Source organism: Winogradskyella eckloniae (assembly GCF_013249045.1).
GTDB lineage: Bacteria > Bacteroidota > Bacteroidia > Flavobacteriales > Flavobacteriaceae > Winogradskyella > Winogradskyella eckloniae.
Genome location: NZ_JABRWP010000003.1, coordinates 162,955 through 175,889, shown reverse-complemented (window position 1 = coordinate 175,889; position 12,935 = coordinate 162,955). Strand labels below are relative to the sequence as shown.

The 12,935-nt window shown below is 32.9% G+C and carries 10 protein-coding genes; 2 read left to right on the top strand and 8 right to left on the bottom strand.

From position 1 onward, the window contains the following. Positions 1-15: 15 nt before the first annotated feature. Together sucC and HNV08_RS06130 are read right to left on the bottom strand one after the other, a co-directional pair. A complete protein-coding gene (sucC, locus tag HNV08_RS06135; RefSeq protein WP_173280294.1) occupies positions 16-1,206 on the bottom strand; it encodes an ADP-forming succinate--CoA ligase subunit beta in 1,191 nt (396 codons plus the stop codon). Positions 1,207-1,316: 110 nt separating this feature from the next. Beyond that, complete coding sequence (locus tag HNV08_RS06130) at positions 1,317-1,973, bottom strand: hypothetical protein (RefSeq protein ID WP_173280293.1); 657 nt, start codon at positions 1,971-1,973, stop codon at positions 1,317-1,319. Between the two features lie 118 nt (positions 1,974-2,091). On the opposite strand from HNV08_RS06130, the gene lysA reads away from it, so the two are divergent. Next, positions 2,092-3,297, top strand: coding sequence for a diaminopimelate decarboxylase (gene lysA / locus HNV08_RS06125; protein ID WP_173280292.1), 1,206 nt, complete (start codon positions 2,092-2,094; stop codon positions 3,295-3,297). Between the two features lie 88 nt (positions 3,298-3,385). Further along, positions 3,386-4,408, top strand: coding sequence for an AI-2E family transporter (locus tag HNV08_RS06120; protein ID WP_173280291.1), 1,023 nt, complete (start codon positions 3,386-3,388; stop codon positions 4,406-4,408). A gap of 108 nt (positions 4,409-4,516) precedes the next feature. On the opposite strand, the gene HNV08_RS06115 is transcribed toward HNV08_RS06120, so the two are convergent. The 6 genes from HNV08_RS06115 to HNV08_RS06090 all read right to left on the bottom strand — a co-directional run bounded on the left by HNV08_RS06115 (position 4,517) and on the right by HNV08_RS06090 (position 12,866). Further along, a complete protein-coding gene (locus HNV08_RS06115; protein ID WP_173280290.1) occupies positions 4,517-5,395 on the bottom strand; it encodes a PPK2 family polyphosphate kinase in 879 nt (292 codons plus the stop codon). Between the two features lie 144 nt (positions 5,396-5,539). After that, the gene (locus HNV08_RS06110) at positions 5,540-6,349 is read right to left on the bottom strand and encodes a hypothetical protein (protein ID WP_173280289.1); all 810 of its coding nucleotides are present in this window, start codon (positions 6,347-6,349) and stop codon (positions 5,540-5,542) included. Beyond that, positions 6,349-6,936, bottom strand: a complete 588-nt coding sequence (locus HNV08_RS06105; protein ID WP_241697186.1) for a glycine-rich domain-containing protein — start codon at positions 6,934-6,936, stop codon at positions 6,349-6,351. Before HNV08_RS06105 ends, HNV08_RS06110 begins: the two co-directional genes overlap by 1 nt. Positions 6,937-7,039: 103 nt before the next feature. After that, positions 7,040-7,462, bottom strand: coding sequence for a hypothetical protein (locus HNV08_RS06100; RefSeq protein WP_173280288.1), 423 nt, complete (start codon positions 7,460-7,462; stop codon positions 7,040-7,042). Positions 7,463-7,855: 393 nt separating this feature from the next. Then, on the bottom strand, positions 7,856-8,434 hold the full coding sequence (locus HNV08_RS06095) for a hypothetical protein (RefSeq protein ID WP_173280287.1): 579 nt from the start codon (positions 8,432-8,434) through the stop codon (positions 7,856-7,858). A 151-nt stretch (positions 8,435-8,585) separates the two neighbouring features. Then, positions 8,586-12,866 carry a T9SS type A sorting domain-containing protein gene (locus HNV08_RS06090; protein WP_173280286.1) on the bottom strand — a complete coding sequence of 1,427 codons (4,281 nt, stop codon included), beginning with the start codon at positions 12,864-12,866 and terminating at the stop codon, positions 8,586-8,588. Positions 12,867-12,935: the final 69 nt, after the last annotated feature.

Sequence of the window (12,935 nt, the reverse complement as noted above, 5' to 3'; positions counted from 1 at the left end):
GCTTATGGAATGAAATTAACCTAATACTTCTTGCACTTTATCAGCTGCTTCTTGGAATTCTGTAGCACTCATTACATCTAAACCAGAATTGTCAATTAATTCTTTTGCAATATCTGCATTGGTTCCTTGTAGACGAACAATAATTGGTACAGTAATATTACCCATGTTTTTATAAGCATCGATTACACCTTGTGCTACTCTATCACAACGTACAATACCACCAAAAATGTTAATTAAGATTGCTTTAACCGCAGGATCTTTCAATATAATTTTAAAAGCCGCTTCTACTCTAGCTGCATCTGCAGTACCACCAACATCTAAAAAGTTAGCTGGCTCTCCACCTGCTTGCTTAATTAAATCCATTGTTGCCATAGCCAAACCAGCACCATTTACCATACAACCTACGTTTCCGTCTAAGTCTACATAGTTTAATCCTAAAGCACCTGCTTCAACTTCTATTTGGTTTTCTTCACGTAAATCGCGCATTTCAGCTAAATCCTTATGTCTGTATAAGGCATTAGCATCTAAAGTAACTTTAGCATCAACTGCCATTATTTTACTATCACTAGTTTTTAAAACAGGATTAATTTCAAATAAAGAGGCATCAGATTTGTCGTATGCTGTATATAAAGCTGTAACAAATTTTGTCATTTCTTTAAACGCTGTACCAGATAATCCTAAATTAAAGGCGATACGACGTGCTTGAAAAGGTAAAATCCCAGTCGCAGGATCAATTTCTTCATTATGTATTAAATCTGGAGTTTCCTCTGCAACAGTTTCAATGTCCATTCCACCTTCCGTAGAATACACAATCATGTTTTTACCTGTAGCACGATTTAATAATACAGAAATATAAAACTCGTCTGGCTCACTTTCACCAGGATAATAAACATCCTCAGCAACTAAAACTTGGTGCACACGCTTTCCTTCAGCAGAAGTTTGTGGTGTTACCAAATCCATACCGATGATTTGTCCTGCTATTTCTTCAACTTCTGAAAGGTTTTTGGCTAATTTCACACCTCCACCTTTTCCACGTCCACCTGCATGAACTTGCGCTTTTATAACATGCCAACCTGTTTCGGTTTCAGCTGTTAATTGCTTTGCTGCATCAACAGCTTCTTTAGCACTATGAGCTACAATTCCACGTTGGATTCGTACTCCAAAACTACTTAATAATTCTTTTCCTTGATATTCGTGTAAATTCATTTTTAATCAGAAATTTATTGGTCGAACAAAAATAAGCATACTAAAAGTTTCTACCAATTGTTTTTATTATTGATTTATTTCAAATGTCAATAATTTTTAAAATTGCTTTTTTAATCTATCAATCGCTTTATGGCTGAGAACGCTTTATCGACCAAATAATCTTCTACTACTATGGTAAACTCATTGGTTGTAGACACTACTTCATATAAAGTGATGTTTTCCCAAGCCAAACGTTTAAATATTTGATAATACAGTCCTACTATTTTAGAATTTCCTTTTGGCAAGTATATACTTATGGCAGATAGTTTTTCTTGTAAGCCTATTTGTGTTTCATTTTTAAAGGCGTTTAATACACTTTCCTTCTCTGAGGTAGAAATGATGATGTTACTCTCAAACATGCCACGCGTAAAGGCGTAAAATATTTGATGATTACTACTTATCTTATCCAATATCTGAGAGTGACTGTCTATTAATGTTTTGGAATTCTGAAATGTAAAGTCACTTAAATTAGAGCGTACTGTAATATCACCTAATTGTTCGAATGCTTTTTTTAAACTTTTAGAGTTTTCAAGATTTAGTGGTTGTTGATACCGACGAAGAGCCATCATTATTGCGCCTTCCTTTACGGGCTTACGTAACATTTTAGATATAGGCTCGTTTAAATCTTTAGCCAATGCCGAAAAATTAATAATCTGTCTTGATAATCCTTCTTCTAAAAAAGGACTAGCTGCTATAATTTCTTGTACACAAGATGCAATTGTTTTCATTTTGTTAATTATATAACATTTTGTGTAAAAATAACTATTTTTTTATATTTCTATGTTTATTAAAATGATTCATTCTATTTTCGGCCTTTCAAAAAATAATTATTAAGACTAAGAACTAATGAAAAATACGACCTTATTAAAGATAGCCAATGATTTTGGAAGTCCTGTATATGTTTACGATGCCGAAAAAATTGAGTTTCAGTATAAAAGATTAACAAAAGCGTTTAGTAAGGTAAAACAATTAAGGCTTAATTATGCTGTAAAAGCACTTTCAAATATATCCATATTAAAGTTATTTAATAAACTGGGTTCTAGTATAGACACGGTTTCTATACAAGAAGTACAATTGGGTTTAAAGGCTGGTTTTAAGCCAGAAAACATCATTTTTACACCAAATGGTGTGTCGCTTGATGAAATTGAAAAAGCCGCTAAACTCGGTGTACAAATTAATATTGACAACCTTTCTATTTTAGAGCAGTTTGGCACTAAACATCCTAAAGTACCTGTTTGTATACGTATTAATCCTCATGTTATGGCTGGTGGAAACACCAATATATCTGTAGGCCATATAGATAGTAAATTTGGAATTTCTATACATCAAATTCCATTACTACTCAGGATTATAAAAAACACTAAGATGAACATTAACGGTATTCACATGCATACTGGTAGTGATATTTTAGATATTGATGTCTTTTTATATGCGAGTGAAATTCTATTTGAAACCGCTAAACATTTTAAAAATTTAGACTTTATTGATTTTGGTTCTGGCTTTAAAGTGCCATACAAAGCTGGTGATATTGAAACTAATATTGAGGAACTAGGCGAAAAATTATCTAAGCGTTTCAATGAATTCTGTAAAGAATATGGTAAAGAATTAACTTTAGCTTTTGAGCCTGGAAAATTTTTAGTGAGTGAAGCTGGTGTATTTTTAGCCAATGTAAATGCTGTAAAACAAACAACCTCTACTGTTTTTGCACAGATAGATACTGGGTTTAATCACTTAATACGACCAATGCTTTATGGTTCGCAACATGACATTGTAAATATTTCTAATCCAAAAGGACGTGAACGCTTTTATTCTGTTGTAGGCTATATTTGTGAAACGGATACTTTTGCGAATAACAGACGTATTGCCGAAATAAATGAAGGTGATATCCTATGTTTTAAAAACGCTGGTGCTTATTGTTTCTCAATGGCAAGCAACTATAATTCGCGCTACAAACCTGCCGAAGTGTTACTCTATAAAGGAAAAGCGCAGCTCATAAGAAAGCGTGAGGTTTTTGAAGATATACTGCACAATCAGATAGAAATTGCTTTATAGACCAAAGTATCTGAGTTAACTTTTTGTCTATATAAGATACAACCTACAATCAATTACGATTATCTTTGATTAAAGTAATATCTTATATATGCCACAAATTGCGCCTAAAATAATCCGTCAAATTTTTGTTTTACTACTCATCTTACTCACAGGAAGTCTGATTTTTAGTGAAATGCTACCGTATTTGAGTGGTGTTTTAGGCGCCATTACGTTTTATATTTTATTGAGAAAACCAATGCGAATGTTGGTTAACAAATACAAATGGAAATCGAGTTTAGCCGCATTAACATTAATGTTGACTTCTTTTATTGTTGTTATGATTCCGCTAAGTGGATTTGGTATTATGTTAGGCAACAAAATAGCAGATGTTGCAAACCATAGCGAAAAGGTAATTAATGCTTTTAAAGATCAAATTGGTAAAATAAAATTTAAAACTGGTATTGACATTAACAGTCAAATAGATACAGCAGCTATTACCAGCTGGCTGTCTGAAAGCGCACAAAGCATGGTTGGCAATACATTTAATCTATTTATTGCCATAGGCTTAATGTACTTTATGCTTTATTTTATGCTTACCAACAGAAAAGAATTGCGCCAATCTTTACGCGATTATATACCAATGGATAATGACAACATTAATAAAATTGGTGACGAGGTACAAACTATGGTAAAGTCTAACGCTATTGGCATTCCTTTAGTCGCTATTGCTCAAGGTCTTATTGCCTTAATTGGTTTTTTAATTTTTGGAATTGACGAACCTTTATTTTGGTTTGTGATTGTAACTATTGGCTCTATGATTCCGTTTGTTGGGACTCTAGTTGGCATATTACCAGTCTTTTTATTAACGCTATCTAATGGTGACCATTATCAGGCTTGGGGCATTTTAATTTATGGTTTTGTTGTGGTTGGCTCAACAGACAATTTAATCCGTTTATTTGTTTTAAAAAAATTAGACAATGTGCATCCATTAATCACACTAATTGGTGTTATTGTTGGTGTTCCTCTATTTGGATTTATAGGTTTAATTTTTGGACCTTTACTGGTAAGTATGTTTATGGCTTTAGTAAAAATCTACAAGGAAGAATACGGAAAAGAAGCGCATCACCAATAATTATATGATAATACGCTGCAGTAGTATTCCAGTAAGCAATACGCTAACAACTCGTTTAATTTAGTATCTAACATAAGGCATCGCAACAGGAAGCCTTTCTTTTGCAGTTTACTCCTGCTCTAATTCTGCCTTATAAGAATCTATATTAGCTTTTTGTTTGGCTGGTAATTCTGGTTCTTTAATATCTGTATATACTTTTAAGGTATCATATAGAATTTTAGCGACAATATATCTTGCGGTTGGCTTATCATCAGCTGGTATATTAAACCAAGGTGCATGTTCTTTTGAGGTTCTGTTTAACAAATCCTCGTAACAGTCTTGATAGTCTTCCCAAAGCTTGCGTTCATCGAGATCGTCTGGTGAGAATTTCCAATTTTTTTCTGGTTTATTTAGTCGTCTAAGTAGTCTATTTTTTTGCTCGTCTTTAGAAAGATTTAAAAAGAATTTAAAAACAATAGTTCCGTTATCTGCGATATGCTTTTCAAAATTATTGATTTCGTCAAAACGACTATCCCAAAATGCGGCATCTACATCATCTAAACTATTAACATTTGGCATATTTTCATACATTAAATATTCTGGATGCACTCTAGTTACCAAAACATTTTCGTAATGTGTTCTATTAAAAATCCCAAACTTACCTCTTGCAGGTAATGCTATATAATGTCTCCAAAGATAATCGTGTTTTAACTCTAATTCTGTAGGTTTTTTAAAGCTATGTGCGACAATTCCTCTTACATTAAATTCTTTAAAAACTTCGCGTATTAAACTGTCTTTACCTGCTGTATCCATACCTTGAATACACATTAATACCGAATACTTACCATGTGCATACATGGTGTTTTGTATATCTGCTAAATCTTTACCTACATCACGTAAGGCTTTCTTTAACGCTTTCTTGTCTGCGTCTATATCAATATGTGTTGGGAGGTCTTTTATATTTATTTTTGACGAAATTCTGAAATCTTCTATATCAATCTTTTTCATAGTTACATTTAACGGTTTTGTATCTGCTGCGTTTTGCACGTTTAATCAACTAATTTAGCAAATAAAAACCGAATAGAAAATCTGAAGACCTTTTTGTAAACAGGTTCATATAACTATGTATGCTATATGACATTACCATCGTTTTTAATCACATCCTCCACAACTGTTGCATCCACTATCGCAAGATGAACAACCAGATATATCGAATTCAGAATCAAATGCGTCTAAAGTGTCGTCAATACTTTCAAAATAAGAATCAAAGCTATAATCGTCTTCAAAAATTTCTATATAAAACCACCAATCACTATCAGATTCATAAGCATCACTATGTTTAACTTTCTGTTCATTTAGTAAGGCTTTATCTATTGTTTTTAAAAGCTGAAAATCTAAATTTTTTAATAAAAAAATATTCCCTCCTATGTTAAGTATCAACTCTAATGCTTGCTGCTGATCATTATGAAGCAAATGATCTATACGATTGTCAATCTCATTTAAATAGTTTGCTATTTCGCTCCCTAATTTTTTGCCGTCTTGCGTGCGTTTGTTCAACTTAAAAAAACTCAACAACACGGATTGCTTAAAATAAGGTTTGATTTCTGTATTGCTTCTTGTTGATTTTATAAAACTCCAGATTCCGTTGGTAGTCTCGCATACCATTTTTATAAAATTCTTAAATAGTATTTCAATAGCTGGACTTTTTGTAAAAGGACTTAAAAAGATGGTTTCGTGGTTTTTGGGTGTGTATGCCTTGAAATTTTTGCCCGCAACAACATAAGTATAGGTTCTAAGATAAGGATCTCTTGGATGTGCTTTTTTGTCAATTTCTTTAATTTCAATCACCTTTTTTAGAAGTAAATCCATAAAAGTAAACTTCATTAACTCCTTTAATTGTACGTCGTCACAATCTTTAATGAGCAGTGTTTCAGCTGGTGTTATTTGAGATAAAATTTTCATTAGTTTTTAAATCGAGGTTTAGGTATGATCCAATTTCGCTTTCTGTTGACCCTTGTAAAGTGAATGTCGCTAAATCTAGTATCGACATCCAACCAAATGTCATTGGGAGGTTTTTCGTTAAATATTGAAGCATACAAATCAAGTGTTTTTACATACTGTTCTTTAAATAACGTTCTTTCTTCTGAACCTTTTGTTGGTCCATGATGTATTTGTTTTTGTATGGTGTTTGTACAAAGCTCAATCCAATAAGATTCTGTGTAAAGTAAATGCAGATGCCAAACTTGGTCTATTTGGTCTGAAGGTGTTTGCGGATAATCTGAAACGGCAATCAGAAAAATAAATTTTTTGTATTCTAATATTGTTCTCAGCGCATATTCTATTGACCAATCATTTTCTCTTGCCAATCGATCTGAAAATGTAAAAGAAGCATCGATGTCGTCAATCTCAAAATTTTTAATTTTATGCCATAACCTTTTTTGTTCTTCTGTCATTTGAGCCGTTAATATTGGTGCTTTTATATGTTTTTTTAAGGGATTGCTACCTACTTCAGCACCTAATTTAGCAAATAAAATATGTAAATCTCTCATTATTTTATTTACCTATCATGAGAATTAAATCTGCAATACAGAATTTAAGTTGCGTCATTTCAATTTATGCTCGTTTTGGATTCCGTTGGCGTAGGTAAATTAATTATCTAATTTTTCTTTTTAAAAACATATAGAATAGAAATTGCACCAATAAATTGGGTGTTAAAAAAATGGCCAGAATGATTGCGAAAAAATATAAATATTCCATATCGAATGCAATCTCGTTTTGAGAAGCACTTATCCAACCCAACATAAGCATCATCAATACGAATAGCATAAGTCCAATTTTAATACTCGGTTTAAATATCTTTTTTAGTATAGTTTCTGTGACTTCTAAGTTTTTATATGACCTATAACCATCGCCATAAAAAGCTAAGGCAGCAAGGGGAATCAAAGCTCCTGCAATTACTCCAAAACTGGAATGTCCTTGAATTGAAGAATTTATTAAAATTCCGCCAACAATTGCATTAATTATTCCTGCTATAATTATAGCAATATTTATATAATGATTTTTGAGTACAGCCATTTTATTACTGAATTTCTATGGGTTTTGTAAATAATTATTGCTGTTTGAGCAACTCATTTTGAAAACTTCTACGAACCGTTAATATTCTAACGGAATATGTGCACGTAAGTACTTCAAATGCCATTAATTTTTCACAGTGTTGACAGGAGTTTTTAATTTTCCTCATTAAATAATAAATTGTGAAGCCTTCCATATCCATACCATTTGCAACCGCTATCTTTTATTTCAAGAACTTCGTCATTATATTCCAATGTATAGTAATCAGTGGATGTACAACAACACGAATTCATATTGATTAATTCTAATTCAAAGTGTCTCAAATATTCGATTTCCTCAGCTGTTAGCTCCTTTTTTTTGCCATTAGTTTCGGCAATTATTTTGTTTCGTGTTTTATTAATTTTCATTCAAATCAATTTCCATCACTCCTGTATACTGATTATAAATTTTGAGTTTATTTGATTCCAAATCAAAATTCAAGACTCCAAAGTATTTTTTAGACTTAGGATATCCGAGTTTAGACATTTCAATTGATCGAGTAAGTCGCAAGTTGTTAAGTGAAAAACTATAAATTTTATGAGAATTTATATCTATTACTTTAACATCGTTTCTATCAACAAAATCAGGTGTTGCTATTCCGCAACTACCAGAAGATATTAGAATGAAGTTTTTTTTAAATACTTCTATAATTCGACATTGATTACCAGAATCAGTTGCTATAGAGTAAACCAATAGTTCATCAATCCAAAATTCATATTTAATTTCATTCCGTACAGTTTTTAAATTTAAACTATCGTAATGAAATATAGATTGTTCATTTTCAATTTCACTTGAAGTTTTGTAACTGCCTAAAAAATCAAGTTCATTTCCAATAAATTTCGGAAAAGTAGTTTTGTTAGTTAAGTTTTGTTTTGGCTTACAAGAAAAAACCATTAAAGTTAACAATAAGAAATATGTTATAAGGTTTGTTTTCATAATTAAGCCCAACACCTAAATATAATGAAGTTTTAATAGTTTTTACTTGATATACTAATTTCACTCCCTTATGAGGGATTTAAAAATACTATTTTGCACAAAAAAAGGCCAACACGAGGTTAGCCTTTTTGTTATTCTATGTTATTATATTTTATTTGTTGTAAAACATCACTTTCTGAGATTTAGAATAGTTATCGCCATAAATTTTAGCAATGTATACACCAGCACTGATGGTCTTAAATGCTACTGATTGTGAATTTACATGAAGCGACAAATCTTGTGTGGTTACCACTCTGCCTTGCATATCTATTAATGCAATTGACGCTTTAGACTGCAATACGCCGTTTACAACCAACACTGTAGAATTTGGGTCATTATAAATTTCTAATGCATCCTTTGTTAAATCATTTGTAGATAAAGCAGTATTAGAAATATTTAAATAAAAGCGTCCTGTACCAGACAAATCATTGGCAGGTGTTATAGTATAATCTGCCGTTGTCAACAAGGTAAAAGTATTAAGTAATGCATCTTGTAAATACACCTCTGTATGCATTGGCAATGTTGATTCATCTATACTAAACGTTAAAGATTCTCCTGCATTAGAATGCACACCAAGTGGTATCGTTACATTATTTAAATCAGAATCATGTAATGATTGAATAGCATACGGTTGGCCTTCATTTCCTTCTACAAGGTTAGAATATAAAGCAAAGTCAGAAATGTTCTCATGCCATGTTACAGCATCATATCCTACATCTAGACCTAAAGTAGAATTACTATTGAAGTAAAATGCCGTTTTGTATAAATCGTCACTCGTATTCGTTTTAAGCTTTAGATACGTTAATGGACTTGAAGCACTTCTTCCTACAATAAAATCGTCTGTATTTCCTGTAGTTCGCATTACTGGCTCAAATCTTATACTTCCAGAAACATTTGGTTCTGTGGCAATAAAGAACCCTTGACCTGGTGTAATAGCTGTTGTAGACGTAGTATTTGCTAAATTATAGATCGTCCAACCATCATGCGCTGCGCCATCATAACCATAAATACCATAGTAGGTTCCATTATTCATAATGGTCTGATTATTTGTATCATTTAAAAAGTCTTGTACACTTAAATAGGAAGGATAAGGATTTCCTATTAAATTCCAATTTAAGTTACTACTCGTAACCACAGGCACCGTAACTGTAGATGTTTCTACTGTGCCAGAAAACGCATATGTGCCATTATCCGTAGAACCTGTACGGTAACCAACACCTGCATCTAAGGTTGAAGCATCATCTCCAGGACCATAGTTGACATAAACATTGGTTGTACTATTATAAGGACCAAATAAAAATGCAGGATTTCCACCTATCGTACCCGATAAAATATTAGAATTAGCAGCTCTAAAATTACCAAACGTTTCGCCTGTTAATGGTGCACTTACCAAATCATTAAATGTTGTTGCATTACCAGACGTAGCAGCCGCATTGATATGTCTATTATAAATAACAGCACCTAGTATTGATCCATCTAATATTAAACTTGAATAACTGGTAGAAACCGATTCTAAAACAACATCACAATTAGCAGTTAATGCTGCTCCTGTATTTACCGTAAGACTTGCACCTGCTTCGACTTTAATTTGATTAGCTTCTACAACACTACTTGCTGCAATAGCCATATCTATACCTGTTGGTATTACAACATTGTCTATAGCTGTTGGTACGCTCGCTGGCGACCAATCTGCTGCTGTAGACCAGTCTGAACCTACTGCTGTTTTTGTAGCTCTTAAAGTTTCAAAAGTAAAGTAAGTACCATCGGCAAAATCTATACCTGCAGGCAATTCCCAACGTGTTCCATTTAATGTTAATTCGGTCATTGTAGCTCCTGTAGTAAAATCGGAATCACTTTGTTTGGTTATTAAATACAAACTTGTATCCTCAGTAGGAAGCTTGCTTGGCTCTGTACTACTGTCATCTGGCACCGAAATATATACAGTACCTACACTACCTGTTTCGTCTATACGCCAAATTCTATTTAATCTTTTATTTGAACAGTCTGTAGCACCAGTTGCACTCCATGTCATAGGTTCATTATTATTTCCCCAAGACATAAATGACAAATTAGTGGCATGGTCTGTTGTACGAGAACTGGCATTATTTGCAGACACAAAATCATTGTCTAATGCAAATGTGACTAGCGCATCTGTATTTTGAGATTTAGATATGCGTTGATTTAAATCTGATCGCTCATCTAGTCCTATTCCTGCAATATCATTGTTATAAGCACTATTGTCTGCTGCATTCCAAATTACAGTCCCAGACGTTCCATCCCAATCACTTGCATAATAATTAGTTGGTGTCGTTTGATTTAGTGTTATTCCATATTTTATGGCTAAATAAGATTCTATGGTTTCTATTTTGGCAGTACTTAATACTTGATTTTCAAAATATATAACCTCAGAGATATCACCTGAATAATAAGAATTATTGCTAGTACCATTAAAACTTGTTGCTTCTGACCCATCACCTACAAATCCGTATCGTGTATTATTACTATTTAGTGCAAGGTTTGTTCTATCTGCAACTAAATCTACAGCACCATTTAATCGAATTGTAGTTTCATTAACGTCATTAAGGTCAAATGTAAATCCACCAATATGCGGAATTCCATTATTAGTTATGGTTGGCGCCTTATTATCTACAATAGTTGAGCCAGACGGATGATAATAAAATCCTAGACGACCATCACCTGACACCGACGTATTAAACCACTCACTCCTATCAAAGTCTAGGAAAGCCCAATTGGTTGTATCATAGGAGTTTGATGCTTGTGAAGCATCAGAAAATGTTGTGGCATAAACGGTCCAAACATACACCTGATTTAAATTATCCGCACTTGTATAATTTTTATTTTCTATTGGTAATCGATCTGAACTCCCATCAAAAGTGAAGGTTGGATTAAAATTCATCAAATCTGCATTAGACGGACGATTGGCTGCACTTGGTTGAAGTAAATTGTTGGCATTTCCTGTTTGATCTGCAACAGCTTCTACATTACCACCACTTAGTGTAACACCATTATTGGCTTTATACCATAATGATGCACCCAATACACCTCCTGGTGCAAAATTGTCTTTTATGATAAAAGAGACTCTATCACCATCATTAACATTCACGCTTGTATAAAAATGCGTAGCATCCGAACTCATTGGTATACGTGTATCTGAATTATCAAACGTATCGTCTGTACTTACAATTAAATCAATAGATTCTCCATTAAATACACTTTTTGGCATTGCTAAATATACAGAGCCTGTTTCTCCGACTTCTGTGAAATACCATTTTCTATTTAAAATTAAATCACTACTTCCAGCATCAAAAACTTGAACACCTGTATTGTTTCCGTTATTACCAAATAATAATGAGGAACCTAAAGGTAAATCCGCTCTACTCACATCATTATTCAATGTTGTATAATCATTAGTGGTTGCTACAGTTAGTTGATCTTGACTATTAGATTGTGTAACTCTTTGATTTAATGCTCCTGTACTGCTGTCGTTTATAATTCCGGCAATATCATTCCAATAGGTTAGGTTATTCCAAATCGTCACATTTGAAGCGTTTACATAACTCCCAAAACTTTGATTAAGTGTTATACCATATTTTACGGCTAAATAAGATTCAATTTTCTGAATATCTGCTGCAGACAAGGCGTTTTGTTCATAAAAAATGATTTCAGCTATTTCTCCATCATAATATATGTTATTTGCGCCACCATTTTCTGCACCTGCTTCGGACCCATCACCAATAAAACCAAATCTATTAGAAAGTGTTACGATATTAGATGATGTGATATCTTCTTCATAATCAATATTTCCATCTAAACGCATTATTGATTCATCTGTAACCGCATTATTAAAAATAAATGTACCAATATGCGCATTATTATCATTTGATGTGGTATTTGCCACAAGATCTCGTGTACCTCCTGATTGATAAGACATGGCTAATCTTCCGTTACCATGTACATAAAAGTTAAAGGTTTCACTACGGTCAAAATCTAAAAAAGACCAATTGGTAGAATAGGACGTATTATTAAAGTCCGTTTTATATACTACAAACGTATAGAGTTGACTGATAGATTCATTAGCAGGATAACTTTTATTTGCAATAGCAAAACGATCGCTATTACCATCAAAAGTAAATGTGCTATTAAAATTCATTGTACTACTTTGTGCCGCCTGAGCACCTGCAGTTGGTTGAAATGCATTGTTACCTAAACCACTATCATCTGACCATGTTAACGTCCCAGAATTAGAGACGCCATAGTCGCCTCTCACCCATAATGACATATCGGTTTTTCCGACACCACCTGGAGATTGTGCAAATAGAGAATAAGTAAAAGCAAAACATAATAAGGTTAGAATAACGCTATTATTTTTCATAATAAAGGGGTTAAATATTAATTAAGGGACTGCAATATACAAACAATTTTACATTTCGTCTAAGAAATT

What these genes read in the sequence shown, in the direction of transcription:
- sucC (WP_173280294.1), bottom strand. Translation starts at nt 1,206, where the DNA reads ATGAATTTACACGAATATCAAGGAAAAGAATTATTAAGTAGTTTTGGA.
- HNV08_RS06130 (WP_173280293.1), bottom strand. Translation starts at nt 1,973, where the DNA reads ATGAAAACAATTGCATCTTGTGTACAAGAAATTATAGCAGCTAGTCCT.
- lysA (WP_173280292.1), top strand. Translation starts at nt 2,092, where the DNA reads ATGAAAAATACGACCTTATTAAAGATAGCCAATGATTTTGGAAGTCCT.
- HNV08_RS06120 (WP_173280291.1), top strand. Translation starts at nt 3,386, where the DNA reads ATGCCACAAATTGCGCCTAAAATAATCCGTCAAATTTTTGTTTTACTA.
- HNV08_RS06115 (WP_173280290.1), bottom strand. Translation starts at nt 5,395, where the DNA reads ATGAAAAAGATTGATATAGAAGATTTCAGAATTTCGTCAAAAATAAAT.
- HNV08_RS06110 (WP_173280289.1), bottom strand. Translation starts at nt 6,349, where the DNA reads ATGAAAATTTTATCTCAAATAACACCAGCTGAAACACTGCTCATTAAA.
- HNV08_RS06105 (WP_241697186.1), bottom strand. Translation starts at nt 6,936, where the DNA reads ATGAGAGATTTACATATTTTATTTGCTAAATTAGGTGCTGAAGTAGGT.
- HNV08_RS06100 (WP_173280288.1), bottom strand. Translation starts at nt 7,462, where the DNA reads ATGGCTGTACTCAAAAATCATTATATAAATATTGCTATAATTATAGCA.
- HNV08_RS06095 (WP_173280287.1), bottom strand. Translation starts at nt 8,434, where the DNA reads ATGAAAACAAACCTTATAACATATTTCTTATTGTTAACTTTAATGGTT.
- HNV08_RS06090 (WP_173280286.1), bottom strand. Translation starts at nt 12,866, where the DNA reads ATGAAAAATAATAGCGTTATTCTAACCTTATTATGTTTTGCTTTTACT.